The sequence below is a fragment of the Spirochaetota bacterium genome (genome assembly GCA_004297825.1).
GTDB lineage: Bacteria > Spirochaetota > UBA4802 > UBA4802 > UBA5368 > FW300-bin19.
In genome coordinates, this window is sequence record SCSX01000036.1 from 84906 (window position 1) to 105047 (window position 20142).

Sequence of the window (20142 nt, forward strand, 5' to 3'; positions counted from 1 at the left end):
GGAAATCACTTACAACCGCCCCCATCCTTCCCCGCACACTCCCCATTCTTCTTTTTAAAACACAGCGCACATCGCTCCTCGTCGCACCACTTGCATGAGTAGCAATCCGCGCAGGGGTGCTTTTTCGCCGCGCGCGGATCGTCCTCCGGAACGAAGACGAGCGCATCGAACCCGGGAATTCGTATAAACGCCACGGGGCTATTTTCCGTGCCCCGCGCAGTCGTCCCCGCATTCCTCCCCGCGCACGAGCTCCAGCCCCTCCTTCACGAGGTACGCGGTGATGACGAGACCCACGAGCGGATCGGCGAGCGGAAAATCCAGGAAATAGCGCGCGGTGAGCCCCGCGAGGAGCGCGACGGAAAGCGTCGCGCACACGAAGGTTTCCTTGGAGTCCGCGACGAGTGAAGACAGGCCCATTTCCTTTCCGAGCCGGTATTTTTTATAGCCTAAAACCGGCATGACGATAAGGGAGAGCACGGCGATCACGATTCCGGGAAGGGAGGGGTCCGATATTTCCCCCGTGATGATTTTACGCACCGATTCGAACAGCACGTACGCCGCGAGCAGGAGAAAGCTCGCACCCACGAAGCGCGTTGCGCGCCCTTCGATTCGCTCCTCCTCGTCCGCCGATAAGCGCCCGTGCACCCGGAGCCTCCACACCAGGACAAGCCCCGAGAGCGATTCCACTATGCTGTCCAGGCCGAAGCCCACCAGCGCAATGCTGTTCGCGAGCCCCCCGGCGACGATCGACGCGACGGCCTCCAACAGGTTGTAGCCTACGGTGAAATATTCGAGGCGCAGCGCTTTCTTGAATTGTTCCAATTAACCCTCCGGTTCGCGGCTCAAGATGATAGTACTTCATAACGCGCCTCTGGTCAAACGGCAACGCCAATAGTGCGATAATTCTAGCTCATCACGCCCCGGGAGCCCCGAAAATCGGGAATTATACAGCGGGGCGCGTTTTTTCGTTGGAGTAACGCCCCCCTGATATTATCTTGACGTTATGCAGATGCATGTCTTAAGCATATACCATGAACCCGCTTGAAGAGAAGAAAAAAGAGACGGCCGCGATCGCGACGGGGGCAGCCGCGCGCGTGGGTGAGCTCATCAAGGCTGTGACGGGCTACAAGCACGCGCTCATGGCCGAGCTCGTCATGCGCGGCGACGGCCACGGGGAATTCAAGGCGTCGCCCTGCGGCGAGATACCCGAAGCGTGGACCACGGCGCCCCTGGGCGAGCTCCTGGTGCCCCACCGCGGACTGGTCGAGGGAAAGGCGACGGCCGCCCTGAGCATCGAGGAGGGCGAGGGCGTGCTGCTCCTCACGCCCGAGAGCGTCGAGTCGCTTCGCTTCAGGCCCGAACGCTGCCGCCGCATTCCGCCGGGATTCGAACAGTCCGGCGAGGCGGCGGCCTTCGACATCGTGATGGTGCGCAGGGGACGCTCCAGCGGCGCCTGCGCGATCATGCCCATGAGCTTCGCCGGCGGCGTGCTCGCCCCGGAGTGCGTGCGGCTCACCGTAGACATGCGCTGCGCCGATCCTTTTTACCTGAACAATGTCCTGCACCATTTTTACCACGCGGGCGTGATGGACGAGCTCCGCGTGAGCTCCGACGACACCGAGCTGGGCATGGGATTGCTGCTCAAACTGTGCGTGCCGCTCCCGCCCCCCGAAGAGCAGAAGGCGATCGCCCTGAAACTGCTCGGAATCTCGGGGATGATCGTCGAGGCCGAGGACATGGTCGAGAAACTCCTGACATTCTCCCGAATTTAACAGGGTGCCGGTTCACCGTAAATCCATCGGTGAACGGGTGATGCGGTTACGCGATACGCACATCATGCCGACGGCATCGCACGGGGATTATGGACATGTCATAAACCTGTTGTTACCGGGGTTTAAGGAGCGAAGCCCCTTAAGAGGCCCCCCGCAAGGGCTCTTAAGGGAGCGCGGGACGGCAGTTTCGTGACTGGTCAAATATATAACCCGATTCTATGTTTAAATATTATTACTGAATGTCATTCATCCGGGATTAAAAAAAATTCTGGACAATTGCGGGAAAATCCCTATTTTCACCTTTCACCAAAACGGAGGAATCAGGATGAATACCCTTGGAATAAATATAGGCTCTTCCAACGTGAAGCTTGTCTTCATGCGGGACGGAAAAATTGAGTGGAGCGAGGTGGACCCCCACGAGGGCAACTTCCTGGGCACCCTGAGAAAGACGCTTGCCTCGAAAAACCTGCCCGCGGACGTGAAGGTGCTCGCCACCGGAACCGAGGGCCGCTATCTCCTGAACGCCTCGAGCGTGATCGAGCCCCTATGCGTGGAGGCCGCGCTCGCGGCCCTGGGCGAGCCCGTCGACGCGATCGTTTCGCTGGGCGGGGAGGACCTGGTCGTCTACACCATCAACAGCGACATGAAAATCGTCACGAGCTTCTCCGGCAACAAGTGCGCGTCGGGGACGGGCGAGTTTTTCAAGCAGCAGCTGGGGCGCATGGACATGGTGCTGGGCGACGTGAAGACCCTTCCCGAGGGATGCAAGGTCCACAAGCTTTCGTCGCGGTGCTCGGTGTTCATGAAGAGCGACTGCACGCACCGGCTCAACAAGGGCGAGGCCACGAAGGGAGACATCGTGCTGTCGCTCTCGAACGTGATGGCGATCAAGGTCGTCGAATTCCTGAAACGCGCGCGCATCGCGAAGGGCAGGGTGCTTCTCGCGGGAGGCGTTACGCGCAATCAATACCTGGTGGATTTCATCCGCGAAAAGCTCCCCAATCTCGAGTTCGTCGTCCCCCGGGAAGCGGCGTACCTGGAGGCCTACGGCGCCGCCATCCTCGCGGAGGGAACGGGAAGCGTCATGCCGCCGGTGGACGGCCTCACCCGCGCGCACAGCGTCCAGTTCGAGCGCTTTAAGAGCCTGCGCGAGGCCGAGGGCATGGTGACCTTCATCCCGTCGCACAAGGGCAAGGTCCGCGCCGGCCGCGAGTACATCCTGGGCGTGGACGGGGGCTCCACCACCACAAAGGCCTGCCTCATCGACATCGAGACCGACGAGGTCACCGCCTCCTACTACGGGCGCACCCACGGCGATCCCGTGAAGGCGCTCAAGTTCTGCATCGAGGAGATCAAGAAGCAGATCAGGGAGGATATAGGCGACGGAAAGATCCGGATCACGCTCGCCTCCACCACGGGCTCCTCGCGCGAGATACTGGGGGTCTTCCTCGAGACGCCCGCGGTTTACAACGAGATTATCGCGCACGCCGTGGGGACCACCTATTATAATCCCGATATCGACACCATCTTCGAGATAGGTGGGCAGGACGCGAAGTACGTGCTTCTTAAAAATAAGGTTCCGATAGACTATGCCATGAACGAGGCCTGTTCCGCCGGGACCGGGTCTTTCCTCGAGGAGTCGTGCAAGGGCGACCTCAACATCATGGAGGCCTCCGAGATAGGAGACATCGCCGTGCAGGCCGATAAGCCCCTGAAGTTCGGGGAGCACTGCTCGGCCTTCATCAATTCCGACATCCGGAAGGCGATCCAGCAGGGCGCCTCGCGCGAGGATATCACGGCCGGACTCATCACTTCGATCGTATCGAACTACCTGAACCGCGTGGTGGGAAACCGCAGCATAGGCTCGAACATCGTGCTCCAGGGCGGCGTCGCCAAGAATAAGGCGGTCCCGCTCGCCTTCTCCATGCTCCTGAACAAGAATATTATCGTCCCCCCGGACCCCGAGCTCATGGGCTGCTTCGGCGTGGGCATTCTCGCCAGGCAAAAGCTCGAGGACGGCTTCCTCGATAAAGCCGAGTACGATCTTGATGCAATCCTCAACACGGAAATCGTGTACGAGCGCGAGTTCAAGTGCAACGCATGCGACAACTATTGTTCCATCCGCGTCCTCAGGGTGAACGAACACAAGTACATGTTCGGCGGGCGCTGCAACAAGTACGCGAACACCCGCAAGAAGAAGACATTCAACGACGATGAGGTCTTCGACTATATACAGAGGCGCAACGATTTATTATTCGGCGCGTGCGCGGCGCGGGAAGAGGAGTTCGTGAAAAAGCGCACTATGACGATCGGCATACCGCGCTGTTTCTCGGTGTACACCATGTGGCCCTTCTACTCGCATTTTTTCCACGAGCTCGGGATCGAGGCGAGGCTTTCCAACCGCGTGCTTCCCGACGGCGTGGCGCGCGTGGAGAGCGGCTATTGCTTCCCCGCGGAGATCGCGCACGGCGCGGTGCAGGATATCGTGGAGATGAAGGCGGATTACATCTTCCTCCCGCATTTCCGCGACCTCGAGAGCTACGAGGACGAGGTGCACGCCTCCTTCTGCCCCATCACCCAGGGATTGCCGTACTATATAAAGCACGCGTTCCCCGAGATCCCCGAGGAGCGCATGCTCGCCCCCGTCATCAGCTTCAAGTATGGCCGGGAAAAGGCCCTGGAGCCTCTTATAGAAATGGGCGCGAAGCTCGGCATTGCGCGTAAAGAGGTCGCGGAAGCATTCGATTTCGCCCATGGAAAGCAGAACGAGTACTTCGCGCGGGCGCGGGAGCTCGGGCGCAGCGCGCTCGAAGACGCCAGGAAGGCCGGCCGCCCGGTGATCGCGCTTCTTGGGAGGCCCTATAACGCCTTCACGCCCGACGCGAACATGGGGATCCCCAAGAAATTCACCTCGCGCGGGTTTTCCATCGTACCCTTCGACATACTGCCCTACGAGGACGAGGGCATTTTCCCGAACATGTACTGGTACTACGGGCAGCAGGACATGAAGGCGAGCATGCTCCTCAAGAACGAGGACAATATCTACATAACCTACATCACGAATTTCTCATGTGCGCCCGACTCCTTCATGCTCCATTACCTCAAGTGGATCATGGGGACCAAGCCCTTCCTCATCCTGGAGCTCGACTCGCACACGGCGGACGCGGGCGTAGACACGCGCGTGGAGGCCTTCCTGGACATTATCGACGGCTACAGGAGGAAGTTCACCGCGATTCACGAGGAGCGCTACGACAACGGACTTCGTTTCGAGATCCAGGGCGGCACCGAGCTCGTGGTCCGCAACGAAAAGACCGGCATAACGATGCCCGTCAAAAACAACCCGCGGGTCAAGATGCTCCTGGCGAACATGGGACGCCTCTCCACCGAGCTCCTGGCGGCGTCCCTGCGCTCGGCGGGGGTGAACGCGGAGGCGATGCCCGTACCGGACGTGCGCGCCCTGCAGCTCGCGCGCAACCATGCGTCGGGAAAGGAATGCCTGCCGTCGCACCTGGTGCTGGGAGGCGCGCTCAAGTACCTGGCGTCGGGGAAATACCGCAAGGACGAGACCTACCTGCTCTTCGTGCCCACGACCACCGGTCCCTGCCGCACGGGGCAGTATTTCGTCTTCTACGAGAACCTCTTCAAGGATTTACGATTCGAGAACGTGCTCGTCGTCACGCTCGATTCCGACAATTCCTACAACGAGATGGGGGCGGATTTCTCGAAGCACGCCTGGTGGGGTCTGTGTATCAGCGACTACATGAAGGACGTCGAGACGTCGCTCAGGGCGTGCGCGGCGGACCCTGTCGCGGCGATGGAGAAATACGACTCCCTCTGGCACCGGCTCATATCGGTCGCCGAAAAGGACGTGACGAAGGTGCTCCCCGCGCTGCGCGGCATTTCGGACGAAATAAAGAAGATTCCGCTCAAACGAAAAATGGAGGAGTGCCCGCGCATCCTGGTGGTGGGCGAGATTTACGTCCGCCGCGACGACTTCGCGGTGGACGAGCTCATCAAGCTGTTCAGCGCGCGCGGGATCATCGGCAAGGTGTCGGGAATCACCGAGTGGATCTATTACTGCGACTACACGAGGCGCTTCGAGCTCGCCAAGAAGTACCGGCTGCTCCCCTGGTATAAAAAACTTTTCTCGGCGGAATTCCGGGGGCTCGTGAACTGGAGCGTCGAGGCGTGGTACAAGCACCGCGTAGAGAACAGGGTGAAGTACGCGCTCAAGTCCACGGGCCTCGTCCCCAAAACGCCCCACGACATGGACCTTATCATGAAGAACGCGGAGCGGTATTTCGTGAGCGACGAGCTCCATTCGGAGATCAGCGTCTCGAGCGGTGTCGCGGCGACAGCGATGATGGACGGCTTCTCGGGCGTGGTGAACATTTCGCCCTTCGCCTGTCTTATCGGACGGGTGATCGAGGGGCTCATCACACCGTGGGCCCGCGAGCGCAGGTACCCTGTCATCTCCGTGGAAATTGACGGGAACCTGCTGCCGCCCAACATCGTGAGCAAGCTCGAGATATTCATGCTGAACGTAATGCGTTTCAGGGAGAGCCCGGACGTGGGCGCGCTCGTACAGCGGCATGACGAGGAGCGCGTGATGATGAGCAGGAAAATTATAAGGGATTGAAAACGGCGGAGGCGCGGGGTCAGATACCCCTGATCCCGCAGATCTCCGCGAAGCTGTCCACATACTTCTTGAAGCCCTGAAGCACGCTCACGGGGTAGGGACGAACCCCGCCCAGGGACGCGTCCATGGTGACCTCGTTCACGAATTGCTGGAGGTAGTATCGCTTCACCTCGCCCACGGCCAGGCGGATGCTTTTAAAATCTTCCAGGGTCACGTAATTGGGTATGCAGGTCGTGCGAAGCTCGTACTCGACCCCCGCGTCACGCACCGCATTCACCGTCTCGACGATCCTGTCGAAATCCACCTTTGTCCCGGTGACGAATTCGTATTTTTCGGGCGCGGTCTTGATGTCGATCGCGACGTAATCCACGAGGCCGTCGCGCGCCAGGTTTCTCACGACCGACGGGTTGAGGCCGTTCGTATCGAGCTTGACCGCGAGGTCGAGGCCCTTAAGCGAGCTCATGAAGGTGGTGATGTTTTTTGAAATGGTCGGTTCGCCGCCGGATACGGTGATGCCGTCTATGAGGCCGCGGCGCTTCTCCAGCATACCGAGCGTTTCCTCGTTCGAGAAACGCTCGAGCTCGCAGCTGTTGCAGGCGAGCTCGGGATTGTGGCAGTACCCGCAGCGCAGGTTGCACCCTCCCGTAAAGATCACCGAGCTTATCCGGCCCGGATAATCTATGAGCGAGGTTTTATGAATTCCTCTTATATTCATACACGTTCGATTCGCGCAAACCGCGGAGCGAATATTCCTTGCGTTCGCTGAACTCCTCTTTCTTTCCCTTGTTCCACTGGTTTACGGGGCGGAAATAGCCGACCACCCTCGAATAAACCTCGACCGGGACCTTTTTTTCATTCTGCATTCAGACACCTCTTAACATTTATATAGCTATCCTGCTATCATATTCGGAATCCTTGGCCGGAATCTCAATACCATATTTTTCGAGCTCCTCCGGGGAATGCTCGTGCGGGCAGTATTTGAACGCGCCTGAGATATAGCCGTGTACGGGGCATATACTGAAGGTGGGGGTGATGGTGAAATAGGGTATGTGGTAATTCTCGGCGATGCGCTTCACGAGCGTCTTCACGATGCGCGGGTCGTCGATCTTCTCCCCGATAAAGCAATGCACCACGGTGCCCCCCGTGAAGGCGGCCTGGAGCTCGTTCTGGTGCTCCATGACGTCGAAGATGTCGTCGCTGTACCCCACGGGCAGGTGCACCGAGTTGGTATAGTACGGCTCGTTTTTCCCTGCGGTGATGATATCCGGGAGGGTTTTTTTGTCGTGTTTCGCGAACCGGTAGCTCACCCCCTCGGCAGGGGTCGCCTCCAGGTTGTAAAGGTTGTCCGTTTCCTCCTGGTACTCGCGGATGCGCTCGCGCATGTAGGTGAGGACGCGCATCGCGAAGGCCTTGCCCTCCTTCTCCGCGATGGTAATCCCGAAAAGGTTCAGGCAGGCCTCGTTCATGCCCACGATGCCGATCGTCGAAAAATGGTTCACCCAGAATTTTCCGGAGCGCTCGCGGATATCGGACAGGTAATGCTTCGTATAGGGATACAGGTCGTTCTGGGTGAAATTTTCCAGAACCTTGCGCTTGATCTCCAGCGAGTCGCGCGCGAGGTCCATGAGATCGGTCAGCCTCGCGATGAAATCGTTCTCGTTCTCCGAAAGGTGCGCAAGCCGGGGCATGTTGATCGTGACTACGCCTATGCTCCCCGTGAGGGGATTCGCGCCGAAAAGCCCGCCCCCACGACTGCGGAGCTCCCGGTTGTCCAGGCGCAGCCGGCAGCACATGGAGCGCGCGTCCTCGGCCTTCATCTCGGAATTCACGAAATTGGCGAAGTAGGGGATGCCGTATTTCGCCGTGATCTCCCACAGGCGTTCCAGGAACGGGTTCTCCCAGTCGAAGTCCTTCGTGATGTTGTAGGTCGGGATGGGAAAGGTAAAGATGCGGTTGCGGGCGTCCCCTTCATGGAGGCATTCGGCGAAGGCGAGGTTGAAGACGTTCATCTCTTCCTGGAACTCGGCATACTTCGTGTCCTTTATTTCGCCACCGATAACCACGTACTCATCGGCGATGGTGGAGGGAACCTTGAGGTCGAGTGTGACGTTCGTGAACGGGGTCTGGAATCCCACGCGTGTGGGAATGTTCATATTGAACACGAACTCCTGGAGGCACTGCTTGGCCTCGTCGTAGGACAGCCTGTCATAGCGAATGAACGGGGCAAGGTAGGTGTCGAAATTGGCGAAAGCCTGCGCGCCCGCCGATTCGCCCTGCAGCGTGTAGAAAAAATTAACCACCTGTCCCAGGGCGCTCCGGAAATGCTTCGCCGGCCGGCTTTCCACCTTGCCGGGAACTCCCCCGAAACCGCGGATGAGAAGGTCTTTTAAATCCCATCCCACGCAGTAGGCGGACAGAAGCCCCAGGTCGTGGAGGTGATAATCGCAGTTCACGTGCGCCTCGCGGATCTGGGGCGGATACATGCGCTCCAGCCAGTACTTCGCGGTGATCGCGGACGCTATATGGTTGTTGAGCCCCTGCAGGGAATAGCTCATGTTGCTGTTTTCGTTAACCCTCCAGTCGGAGCGATCCAGGTATTGTTCGACAAGCTGGATGCCCTCGTTCAGGAGGTCCTTGCCCTCGCGTATCTTCCGGTGCTGGTCGCGGTAAAGTATGTAGGCCTTGGCAACCCTGGCATGGCCCCGCTCGATGAGCACTTTTTCCACGAGGTCTTGGACGTTTTCCACCGTGGGAATGCGGTCGTCCTTGTAGATTATCTCGAGTACGCCCACGACGGAATCGGTTACGCCCTGGGCGGTTTCCCGGTTGCTGCCCCCGACCGCCTTGGCTGCCTTGAAGATGGCGCTGGTGACCTTTTCGGGGTCGAAGGTAACCACCCTTCCATCCCTTTTTCGAATCTGCTTAAGAGGGGATGCGTGCTCTCGCATAGGGATGCTCCAGGTTGTTGTATCGAATTCTTGCGACAATGACGGTGCTCGCCGGGAGACCCGCTGGTTGGGAGCGCCATATTATATTTTGAAAGGAGAACTATGTGTATCTGCGACGAAATCCATCTAACAGATACGCCGGAAAAAGGCCGCCGTCAAGCAAAAATATTATGTCTCTATAATTTTTCCCCGAACACTCCTTTCCGGTGATAAATCCCGTGATTTTTACCGATACTAATGCCGGGGCGGCGCGTGCGGCCGCCGGAAATGGTCACCGGAGGTGAAAAAAATGAAAAAAATTACAACCTGCATGATAGTGTTTGCAGCAATTTGCATATTCGGTTTCCCGCTCGCCGGCGCGGAGTACAAGAGCGAGGTGATCGACTCGATAAAGATCACGGGTGCCGATATACCCTCGGGCTTTCAGTTCGGCACCGTTCCCGCCTTCGCGCGGAACGTCCTGAAAGACAACCCCTGGAAGATGGACAAGGGCGCCATCAAGAAACTCGCGCCGCAGATATACCCCAGCGGCGACCCCGGTGTCATCGCGGACATGTACGTCGCGATACTCGCGCGAACCAGTCAGCCCACCGGAGACGACATCGTCTGCTATATCATACTCTACACCAGCGCCTCGACGGCCCGGGATGAGGTCAAGAAGCTCACGAGCTTTTCCGAGGTAAACAGGGACCGCACCATCGTGATCACGAACGACAATATGGCGGTCTACCTGCTGGTCGACGATACGGAAAACCTTCCGCTTATCCGCGACCTCGCGACGAGAATCCGTGAGAAGTTGAAACTGGGGTAGGGCACGCCCCGCGGTTCGCGGGACCGGTCCCGCGAACCATAGACTCAGTTAATGTTATCTTTAAGAAGCACCTCTTCGAGCTCGTCCGCCTTCGCGGCGATGTAGGTGAGTGATTTCATGAAGCGCTGGGGATCCCCGTCTCTTAAAAGGATGGAGTCCCTGAGAATGAGCGTATCGTCGATGAGCGCCAGCCCGCCGAAATAGAGGGTGGAGTTAATCTTGAGCGCGAACTTGTACAGCTCGCAGAAGTCCCCCCGGAGCTTTCCTATCACCGAGTAGTAATTGATAATCCGGTCGCCCACCTCGTCATGGGTGAGGGTGATGAGCACCTGCTGTGACCGGTTGTTTTCGAACTGCAGTTCGGTCGTGTACGCGCCCTCCGAGTCCTTGTGGAACTTGAGCTTGAACTCGGACGCGATTGCCGCGATGAAGCCGTCGAATACTTCCATTCCGTGCCTTCTATGCTGTTAATTTTTTCTCTCCCGGCCATGTGATTCTCACAGGCCGAAAAAGCATATCGTTTAATCCCGGAGCAGCACCGCCGCTTTTTCACGGGAGACATTTCCCTGCGCGCGGAGCGCGGTTTCATGATCCTGCGCGATGCGCCCCCCGGTTCGGACGACCTCGCCGCGGACGGTCCCCGTGTCCACCTGCGCGGCGCCCGTGCGCGCGCCCAGGGTCCTGTTTATTTCTCCCAGGGCCGCGGCTTTCCGCTCGATCGAATCCGATGCGCGTTCCAGGGCCGCGGTATCAACGCCGCGGTTTTCCGAAAGATTAATAGCTTGCGTGCTAAGCACATTGAGCTCTTCGCGCAGGTCCACGGTCCCACGCGACTGCACCTGGGGCGGAATGACCGCGGTATCGAACCGGTTGGAATACGCGCCCAGCGCGGACTGGATCTGCGCGTTCACCGTCTTGAGCTCTTCCGCGTTCACGCGGTTTGAGGTCATCGCGTCCATGGCGATGGTGCGAAGCCTCGCGGAAATTTCCATCGCCTTCTGGACCACGACCTGGGCCATCTGGGCGATCGAGAGGGCCTCGGTCATGCTGCGCGTTCCGCCCGCCTGGAACACCTCCCTGCGCTGGCCGGGACTTGCCGGCGCGGCGCTCCCCTGGAGCGAGATGCGGAATGCGTTTCCCCTCCCCGGCACCACCTGCGAGAAGTCGGTCGTGATTTTCATTGAAACTCCCTCCCTGCCCAACTGCATTTCGAGTATAGGGATTTCGGAATACTTATGTCAAATGATTTCCATCACTTGCCGGGGGCAAATTGCTCTTGTATTTTTCAATGAGTCATGGAGACTGATTCAAAGGTCGGAAAATGCGACGATTGATATGTATAGTGCTTCTGTGTGCGCTTGGAACGGCGGCAGGCGGGTGCGGACAGAAGGCGGAAAAAAACAAGGTGGATATCGACCAGTTCGAGGCTGACCGGTCGAATAACTACCGGTACATCTTCCGCGACCTGGTCGAGAAAGAAAAGGCCGAAGAAAAGAAGGAACACAAGCGTCAGGACCCCTTCAAAAAGTAACGATGCGTATCATGTCTCCGTTTCCCTCAGCTTGAGGCGCATCTTACGGCGCTGCAGGGCCTCGCGGTTCCGGCGCTGATCGTCGGGCGTTTCCAGGGTGAGCCCCGGCACCGCAATGGGCTTTCCTTTCGCATCGAGTGCGACAAAGGTCAGGTATGCCGAGGCCGTGTGGCGAATCTCGCCGGTGATAAAATTTTCCGCCTCGACGCGTACCCCCACCTCGATCGACGTTCTTCCCACGTGGGTGATGCTCGCGATGAGCCGCAGCAGGTCCCCCACAAATACCGGGCTGTGAAAATCGACGCGGTCGATGGAGGCGGTGACCACGTTCGTTTGCGCATGCCTGCTTGCGACGATTCCCCCGGTGTTGTCTATATGACGGAGAATGACGCCCCCGTGGACGTTGCCCGCGAGGTTCGCGTCCTGGTGGGTCATCTGCATAACAATGGTCACGGAGCTGTCTTGTACCGTCTTAGCGTGCATTTCCACACCTCCGGGGGCTTTCGCGATCCGTTATAGCGCCTGGGACCGATCCTATTAAGCTACAGCATTTCCTTTATAAGGGCAATAGTTTCTTTCGGCTTTTCCATGGGAACGAGATGTCCCGCGCCCGGCACCACGCGGTATACCGCGCGGGGAAAGCGCGCAGACGCCTTCCCCAGATCGATGAAGTGCCTGTTCTCACTTTCACCCCCCTCGACAACCATCACGGGACACTGGATTTTTTCGAGGAGCGGCCATGGGTTGTAGCGGACGCTGCCCATGAAAAGGGCCGCCTCGTGGCGCGGGGAGCATGCGAGCGTGAGCCCGCCATTTTCTCCCGGGACCATGCCATAGCGGATGTAAAGCTCCAGCATCTCCTCGTCCCAGTTCCTGAAAAGTTTTCTCGATCGAAGGTACTCGCGCACCTGGGCGTCGTTTTCCCAGGTGCTTCTGCGCTTTATGGATTTGGAGGCGAGCGGGTGCTGGTCCACGCTCATCTTGAGCGAATACAGCTCCTCGGGCAGGAAGATGGGTTCTATCAGGACCATGGCGCGCGCGGGCTGGCCATGCAGGGCGTTCGCGAGGGTTATTACGGTGCCGCCCATCGAATGCCCTACGAGAAAGGGGTCCTCGATTGCCAGTGATGTGCAAAGGCGGCACAGGTCCTCGGCAAGAAGGAGCCATTCAAGGCCGCCCTCTTCCGGCTCCGCGTATCGGTGATCGCAGAAATAGGGCGCGATCACGCGGTGGTCTCCGGCCAGCTCCCGGGCGATGGGGTGCCACATCCACGGCAGGAAGCCCGTTGCGTGGAGCAGCAGTATCGGCGCGCCATCGCCTTCGTAATCCAGGTACTGTAGGCTCGTATCCCCGATCGATTGCGTGCGTACTGCCGGTTCGATATTTTTCATAGTTCCTCGCGACGGGAATCCTGGAAATGACCGGCCTACTGCCCATATGCCCCGGCCCGACATCCCTATCGTTGACGCATCGGGCCGGTTTTGTCAAGCAGGCGCAACGCCGGTGCGGAAGCCGGGTTTGCGCAAAGAAAAATTTGGCTTGCGCAATTGACCTTGACCCGGCAGCCTCATATTCTTGATTGGGAGGGGTGCGCCATGCTGAAGAGAATACTTATGCCCGCCTGGACGCTCGCGTCCACCACCGTCTATACGCTGGTACTCGCCTTCCCGACGATAATCACCGCAATACTCAGCAGGACGGGCAGACTTCCCTTTTCGATCGGGAAGCTGTGGGTGTGGCTCATCCTGAAATCGAACCGCGTCAAGGTACAGGTCATAGGGAGCGAAAAGATCAAGAACTGGCGCTCCTACGTGTTCATATCCAACCACGCGAGCAACCTGGACCCGCTGGCCGTGGCGCAGGGGATCAGGAACACGTTGCGGTTCGTGGGGAAAAGATCCCTCTTCAAGATTCCATTTTTCGGCTGGGCGGTGAGCCTCGCCCGCATGATTCCCATAGACCGCTCCGACGGACCCGCCGCGGTGACGAGGATCAACCGCGTGGTGAGGGAGCTCAGGGAAGGGATCAGCGTCTATTTTTTCGCCGAGGGGACCCGCTCCGGCGACGGCACCCTGCAGAAGTTCAAGAAAGGGGGAGTGATGTTCGCGCTTCGCTCCCGGCTGCCGATAGTACCGATAACGATCGTGAACAGCAACAGGCTTCTTCCCAAGGGCTCACTCCTGGTGAGCCCCGGCACGCTCAAGGTCATAATAGGCGACCCCATCGAGACCGAGGGCATGAAAGATTCGGCCCGGGACCTTCTGCTGAAAAAAGTGCGGGGCACTATCGCGAGGAACCTGCGCAAGTTTTCATCTACGCTGCGGGAATCGCCGGCCCACTAAGGAGAGCATGAAAAGATCCCTGGTTCTTATCGCGCTTGTGTTGGGCGCGCTCATACTCGTCTCGCTCGCATTCTCGTATGCATATTCTCGAAAGCCGAGCGTGCGTTATTTGCTTTCGATGTCAGGTTTCAGGAATCCTACCAGTTGGGAAAAATCGGAATTCTCGCTGGAAATAGGTCAGGAAACCATTCCGGTATTCTTATATTCGAGCCCGGGAGCGCGTTCCGCGAAATATTTTTACCTCCAGCATGGTTTCACACCCGAAGGGTACGCTCATCCCCAACTTCACCGGATGGCGGCGTCGCTCACCGACGCAACCGGCATGAGCGTGGTTGTGCCCCATTTGTGGAGGGGGGCGCGGGAGACCGCCAACCACACGAAGATGATAGATCTCACCGCCAGGGTATACAGCGCGCTGTATGAGCGCCTGCATGGCTCGTTTCGTGCGTTCGGGGCATGCATGGGGGGGAGCGCGCTTCTCATCGCGCTTAATCGAGTACCCAGGGATATATATCCGGAAAAAATATTTCTCGTAGGCCCCTTCCAGGACGGGAAAAAGCTCATTGAATACTACAATTCAGCATCGCCCGAGGTGGATATCCTGGTGAAGCTCGCGATCTCGCTCAATAGCGAAAACCTGACTGCGCAGGAGAAAGAGCTGGTTTCACGTGCTATTCAGCTTTCAAAGCCCGGTCCGACCGACCGCAGTGAAATGCGAAAAATTCTCGGTACAAAGCTATTTAACGATCTCTCGGTTCTTACCTTTAACAGCAATGAAGTCGAAGAAATGAACGCTGAAAAGATGTTCGCCGGCGGGGTACCAAAATGCCGGTATTTTATAATGCACTCCCTGAACGATACGATAGTTCCTTATTATGAAGGAAAAGGGTTGAATGAATATTTAAAAAAGGCGGGCGCGGATACCGCATTTCTTGGGACCGAGCTATTCTCGCATACCGAGAACACAATCACCGTGAAAGGATTTATCAGGGAAGCGCGCTATCTGATCAAATTTTTTGATGAATTATTCGAAGGCGATATCGAAAACTGAACACTGTATATGAATATTGAGTACATATTTTATAGGTTTTCAGACTGAATCGTCCGTTTTTAATTGACAAAATGCTTTCTCTATACTAGCCTGTCATTCAATCTTAATTGAGCAAAATATTAACTGTTTCATATTTGAATGCCGGGTGACAGGAAAATTTCAGGCTGACTCCTCACCCGCGGAATTTTAACCTCGAAAACGAAGCATAAAGAAATTTATTAGCCCGAATGGGCTATAGACAGGGTACTTTTTGTAATAATACAGCATACCGTCCAGACGGTATAGACACCGGGTAGAACAGCCTCACGCGTGCGGACCACTGGAAAACCGTGAGCGTTAAATGTGAAAATGCGGGGGTCGCTATGATGTTCACAAGGATTGTGATGATCGGAGCCCTGGCGCTGTGTACTGCGTTCGTCGCATGTTCAAATGGGGGGAAGCTGGGCGGCTTCCAGAAAAACGAGCCCGACCCAGATTTCCAGCTTTTCAGTGTCATGGACGGATATGGCAACATCAAGGACCTGTTCGGCGATTTGGACATGAATGATGTTATCACCAATGATCTTCCCGCCGCGATCAGTGCGAACTACGACGAATTTAACACTATGTCCAAAGTGCTTAAAGACCTCGCGACACATGAGGACCGTCCCCTGATCGATTTGATGACCTCCCTGCGCTCCCTCCTGTCCATCCTTGAGGATAGCGAGCGTCATCACGCGAAATCCGAAGTGGATTCTTTCTATGAAACGGCGGGGGTAAATTATCACCAAGGTTTTTATGAGCTGCTGAATGACCTGAGTAAAACGGACGGGCTGACCGAGGACGGAATCGAGATCCTGAAAAAATCGATAGACTATATCGCGGATGAGAATGGATACGACCTCGATGAGCCCGAAGGCGTCAGGGACCTGGTTCAAAAGCTGATTGATAAAATTGACGGGATGGATGTGCAGGATATCAGGGATGCGTCCGGGATAATCGCCAAACTCACCATTCAGAATGATACCCCGATGTTCATCGATAACTCTGGGAATTTGATCTTAAATTCCCGGGACATAAGCGCCGGCGATACGAATCTTGATCTTGGCAATGCGGTACGCGGAACGCACTCGCTCCTGCGCGCCTTGAACGATATGCTCGTGAGCGATGGAAGCGTCCGGGAAATGCTGTACCAGTCGGATGACTCTATCATGAAGCATGACCTTCCCCGGCTGGTCGATCCCGCGCACGCGCCGGTCTATAAAAATTTACTCGTTAACATGGAAAGATATTTCACGGAGGGTGGTGCGAATTTCAACGCGGACTATAAAAACAGCGACCCTTATGTCAACGCGGAGATAAAAAACACGGCGCGCGAGGTGCTTCCCTTCCTGATTCAGCTTTTCATCAGGGATAAAGCGACGGGGGAACCCGCCGGCATCCCCGATTATTCAATCATCCATGATCATGGGCTCGGGAAATCCCCGGTCGAGCTTCTGACCAGGGCGCTCGACAAGCTTCGGAACGCCGGTATCGATTTTGACACGTATGCGATTGAACCCTCGCTTAAAAGGATGATGCAATACGGCGCCGACGGCAATTTAAGAACCGCTTCCTCCTACAAGGTGTCATACCTGGAGCATCTGATATTTACGCTTATAGCTTCATATCAGTATGGCTATAAAACCAGGATGAGCACGAGCGGAGAACCGGTCGATGATAACTACTCCCGCGGACATGGCGAGGCAACACACGGCATTATCTCGGTGAACGATACCATGTACAGCCTCCGCACGGGGGAGACGTTCGGCTTGAATTCCTACGGTCTCGCGCTCAACGTGAGAAAATCCAGCCAGGCCCCCCAGATCGGGAGAAGCGCGGACCCGTTTACGTCCTTCCAGAGGACGAATCACATGTTTTTTATGGGCTATGATTTCCCGACCTTGGGCCTGCTTCCGGGCACGTGCGCGGGCGATGCGGGCCTTCCCAACGGCGGCGAAACCGTGGAATATGTCAGGCACGGCCTGGACGGGGACGGGAAACCAATAATGGAACCCGTTGCGACTATACAGGACGCGACTAATGACGAGGACTATAAAACGTATTATCCCCAGGTCGTTTCGGGACGGGGGGTGCTCAATACCGCGTGCTGGCTCATGGGCTGGATCGCGAGGGCCTGCTGGGAGGGAGAGGGGCCTTATTATTATGCTGATCCGGCGGCGGAATCGGTCTATCTCGACTATGACGGCAACGGTTCGAGCGAACAATTTTTCATTTATAAAAAGCTGAACGGGGACGTGTACGCGCTGGTGCACAAACCCTCCGCGGATCCTGCAACGTGGGTATATCTCTATCCTACAAACGCGTACGACGCTGAGGAACGGCTCTCCGGGGGTCAATTCCTCAATTTGAGCGGAACCTCCATCGATGAGGCGCTTTACAAATCCAGGGGCACCCGGGTGAAACCGGGCAGCGTGGAATTGACCTGCATGACCACCACCGAGGTGACGGGCGAAGATTTGAACAACAGCGATACGCACGTTTCGGATACGCTCGCCCACGCTCCGGTGATTCCGGGAAGCCTCATGAAAATTCATCTTAAGGAAGATACCTGGTGGTTCCCCGAGGAGACCGATATCTATATCACGTGCGATACCGAGGGCGCCATTTCAGGTGAAAATATAAACACCTCATATTCCGCCACGATCAATTATGACACGGGAGCGGTGAATTTTTACATTTCCGGAATTTCATGGGACATCGGGGATGTGACGCTTACTTCGTATCGCTACGGTTTGGATCCCACAACCGCGTCCGACGACGGGGCCGGACATATAACCGGCCCGGCGGTGAGCGGCACCGGCACCATCAATTACGGCACGGGAGCGATTCAGTGCACCGTGACGGCCGGGTCGGGAGACAGGGTCGTACTCTGTACCTGGGACAGGGATACCGCGTATAACGGCAAACGCGAGCGCGCGAACCGCTACAAGGCAACGTGGAGGAGCGATTATTATATAGTCAACCGCGGCCACCTCGCCGAGAGCACCGTCCCCCCCATGAACGAGCGCGGTTGGACCTATGTCGAGGGCACGACCGGGGAGAACAAATTCAAGCTGAATTCCAGCGGAAGCTACCTGCGCTCCGAGTATTTTACCTTCAACGAGAAAATCCGGGAAGAGGAGGCGATGCGCGCCTGCGCGTCGCAGGAAGAGGCTTTGTTCAGAAACTTCCAGTGGGTGGTACTTGAAAAGAAATTCATATTCATAATCCCCATGCATATATGGGCGACGGTGCTGACCTGCCAGGTACACTCGGCCGCGTTCATTCTCGTGGACTGCAACGGCGCGCTCGGCATCACGAACGCGAAAAAAGGCCCCGCGAACGGCCAGTGGATGTCGAATCTGCCGGCCTCCCAGGGGGGCTGGAGCTCCGGTATCGGGGAGGGGGATATTTCCACGGGAAGGACGCCGGATTACCGGGAATCGAGCCAGCCGGGGGACGCGCGCATCCTTGTATTCTGCCGGGAACATGAAATCGCGCTCGGCCAGGGTATTTTCGTCGACACCATTTTCAACGACATACTGGGAGGCGGGTACGTATTGCCGGACATCGTTGGCCGGAATATAGGTCCCATCACGCGCATGGGATTTCTCCAGAACGCAATGGTGGCATCGAACGCGACCGGAACGCCCTGGAACAATGCGTGGGCCATTCGGAGCAGGCTCCTGCCCGTATTCGCGGCCCTGGTGGGGGCTGTGCATGAAAAATCGCTGTATACGCCCGCCGCAGGGCATGATTACAACTTTGCCGGCCCTCATAAGAATCCCATTCAGGGCTTATACGAAGGCCTGGTGATGCCGCTTGCAAAACCCTACTTTCGAAGATTGAGCGACTCCGGCGGCAGGTGGGCGCCCCGGATCAACGACTCCGCGGAAGGCGCGCTTACCTATCTGACGCCCTCGGCGGAAGCGAGCGTGGATTATCGCCCAAGGTCGAATCTGCGCACCATGGTGAGCCTTCTTGTCGAGAACGACAACACGACGGCCGGCTGCGACGGCCTCCTTCCCCTCGTCGCCGACAATACAAGCATCGTTTCCAAACTGCTGGCCCTTCTTCAAAAAATCGGCGATAACGACGCGGGAAGCCCGTACCGGCTTGACGAAAAAGCGATCAGGAAAAATCTTTTCTACAGCCTGGAGCAGATACTGACCTCGATCAAGTTAACGAAGGGCGAACTGGTTACGAAAGAAGAGAGCGGCGAAAGCACGCCCGTCTACGGCGACGACCAGTACACACACCTCGATTACACCAACTACCAGTGGATGTTCAAGCCCTCCATGCGGGCCGAGGATTTCGATCTCGACTGGGCGCTCACGAAGCTCGTCGACGACAGGCTCGCGCAGGTGGACACGTGGACGCAGGACCCGGACTGGGACGAGTTCGAGGATGGTTTGGAAACGCTCTCCAGTTTTCTCGACAAGACGAAGCCCGCGGGGAATCCCGGTAAATACTACATTACCGGCCACCTCGCCAAAATCATCGATACACTGTTCGCCGAAAAAACCTACACCGACGACGAGTTCGCGGGGCTTCTCTACACGCTTGGCAAGTACGTCGCCTGGTACGACAGGGGAAACAATAAATGGCTCTACCAGGGGGACGAGGGATTCAACGACCTTGTTGTATTACTGAAAGAGCTTTTGCCTAAAATGCACTCAATCGTCAAGGACGACACCGGGCAGAACTACTATGACATGAAGGTCCTCTTAAAAGCCATGAACGAGGACGGCGGACTCATCGCGAAGCTCGGGGATAAGATGATCGCTCCCGACACGCCCGAAAAATGGGAGGTGCTCATCAACGAGCTTTCGATCTTCCTCGCGGACGACGCGGTGGGGGGCAGCGGCTCCCTGTGGTTCGAGCTGAGCGACATGTTCGAGGATCTGCTCGCGATGGAAACGGCGTCCATGAGCGCGGCGGAGAAGGTCGAGTATTACAAGCAGTTCTACCGGCAGTACGGCTTCCAGTTCAACGGGTTCTAGCCCGGGGACGGCGGCATCGCAACG

Annotated in this window: 16 protein-coding genes; 7 read left to right on the forward strand and 9 right to left on the reverse strand. The window is 57.2% G+C overall.

Going from position 1 to position 20142, the window contains the following annotated elements; genetic code table 11:
• Nucleotides 1–5 precede the first annotated feature (5 nt).
• Nucleotides 6–194, reverse strand: a complete 189-nt coding sequence (locus tag EPN93_07355; protein TAL36633.1) for a hypothetical protein — start codon at nucleotides 192–194, stop codon at nucleotides 6–8.
• Nucleotides 195–198: 4 nt separating this feature from the next.
• Nucleotides 199–822: a hypothetical protein gene (locus EPN93_07360; GenBank protein ID TAL36634.1), complete on the reverse strand. Its 624-nt coding sequence runs from the start codon at nucleotides 820–822 to the stop codon at nucleotides 199–201.
• A 209-nt stretch (nucleotides 823–1031) separates the two neighbouring features.
• Between EPN93_07360 and EPN93_07365 the strand changes: the two genes are divergently transcribed.
• Together EPN93_07365 and EPN93_07370 are read left to right on the forward strand one after the other, a co-directional pair.
• The gene (locus EPN93_07365; GenBank protein ID TAL36635.1) at nucleotides 1032–1772 is read left to right on the forward strand and encodes a hypothetical protein; all 741 of its coding nucleotides are present in this window, start codon (nucleotides 1032–1034) and stop codon (nucleotides 1770–1772) included.
• 325 nt (nucleotides 1773–2097) lie between these two features.
• Nucleotides 2098–6411 (forward strand): activase, encoded by a 4314-nt coding sequence (locus tag EPN93_07370; protein ID TAL36636.1) that lies wholly within the window; start codon nucleotides 2098–2100, stop codon nucleotides 6409–6411.
• Nucleotides 6412–6430: 19 nt separating this feature from the next.
• On the opposite strand, the gene EPN93_07375 is transcribed toward EPN93_07370, so the two are convergent.
• Genes EPN93_07375 through EPN93_07385 form a run of 3 tightly spaced genes read right to left on the reverse strand, consistent with a single transcriptional unit; the run spans nucleotide 6431 to nucleotide 9359 of the window.
• Nucleotides 6431–7126: an anaerobic ribonucleoside-triphosphate reductase activating protein gene (locus EPN93_07375; GenBank protein ID TAL36637.1), complete on the reverse strand. Its 696-nt coding sequence runs from the start codon at nucleotides 7124–7126 to the stop codon at nucleotides 6431–6433.
• A complete protein-coding gene (locus EPN93_07380; GenBank protein ID TAL36638.1) occupies nucleotides 7104–7274 on the reverse strand; it encodes a hypothetical protein in 171 nt (56 codons plus the stop codon). Before EPN93_07380 ends, EPN93_07375 begins: the two co-directional genes overlap by 23 nt.
• A gap of 18 nt (nucleotides 7275–7292) precedes the next feature.
• Nucleotides 7293–9359 carry a ribonucleoside triphosphate reductase gene (locus tag EPN93_07385; protein TAL36639.1) on the reverse strand — a complete coding sequence of 689 codons (2067 nt, stop codon included), beginning with the start codon at nucleotides 9357–9359 and terminating at the stop codon, nucleotides 7293–7295.
• Between the two features lie 289 nt (nucleotides 9360–9648).
• On the opposite strand from EPN93_07385, the gene EPN93_07390 reads away from it, so the two are divergent.
• Nucleotides 9649–10170, forward strand: coding sequence for a hypothetical protein (locus tag EPN93_07390; protein ID TAL36640.1), 522 nt, complete (start codon nucleotides 9649–9651; stop codon nucleotides 10168–10170).
• Between the two features lie 44 nt (nucleotides 10171–10214).
• Here the strand turns inward: EPN93_07390 and EPN93_07395 are convergent, their stop codons facing one another.
• Entirely contained in the window at nucleotides 10215–10619 is a 405-nt protein-coding gene (locus tag EPN93_07395) for a hypothetical protein (GenBank protein ID TAL36641.1), read from the reverse strand.
• A 72-nt stretch (nucleotides 10620–10691) separates the two neighbouring features.
• Complete coding sequence (locus EPN93_07400) at nucleotides 10692–11351, reverse strand: hypothetical protein (GenBank protein TAL36642.1); 660 nt, start codon at nucleotides 11349–11351, stop codon at nucleotides 10692–10694.
• 140 nt (nucleotides 11352–11491) lie between these two features.
• Here EPN93_07400 and EPN93_07405 point away from each other — a divergent pair, with 140 nt between their 5' ends.
• Entirely contained in the window at nucleotides 11492–11701 is a 210-nt protein-coding gene (locus EPN93_07405; protein ID TAL36643.1) for a hypothetical protein, read from the forward strand.
• Between the two features lie 9 nt (nucleotides 11702–11710).
• On the opposite strand, the gene EPN93_07410 is transcribed toward EPN93_07405, so the two are convergent.
• The gene (locus tag EPN93_07410) at nucleotides 11711–12184 is read right to left on the reverse strand and encodes an acyl-CoA thioesterase (GenBank protein ID TAL36644.1); all 474 of its coding nucleotides are present in this window, start codon (nucleotides 12182–12184) and stop codon (nucleotides 11711–11713) included.
• Between the two features lie 59 nt (nucleotides 12185–12243).
• The gene (locus tag EPN93_07415; GenBank protein ID TAL36645.1) at nucleotides 12244–13092 is read right to left on the reverse strand and encodes an alpha/beta hydrolase; all 849 of its coding nucleotides are present in this window, start codon (nucleotides 13090–13092) and stop codon (nucleotides 12244–12246) included.
• A gap of 204 nt (nucleotides 13093–13296) precedes the next feature.
• On the opposite strand from EPN93_07415, the gene EPN93_07420 reads away from it, so the two are divergent.
• The 3 genes from EPN93_07420 (at nucleotide 13297) to EPN93_07430 (ending at nucleotide 20118) form a co-directional block, all read left to right on the forward strand.
• The gene (locus EPN93_07420) at nucleotides 13297–14043 is read left to right on the forward strand and encodes a 1-acyl-sn-glycerol-3-phosphate acyltransferase (protein TAL36646.1); all 747 of its coding nucleotides are present in this window, start codon (nucleotides 13297–13299) and stop codon (nucleotides 14041–14043) included.
• 7 nt (nucleotides 14044–14050) lie between these two features.
• Complete coding sequence (locus EPN93_07425; protein ID TAL36647.1) at nucleotides 14051–15094, forward strand: hypothetical protein; 1044 nt, start codon at nucleotides 14051–14053, stop codon at nucleotides 15092–15094.
• A 362-nt stretch (nucleotides 15095–15456) separates the two neighbouring features.
• Entirely contained in the window at nucleotides 15457–20118 is a 4662-nt protein-coding gene (locus EPN93_07430) for a hypothetical protein (GenBank protein ID TAL36648.1), read from the forward strand.
• Nucleotides 20119–20142: the final 24 nt, after the last annotated feature.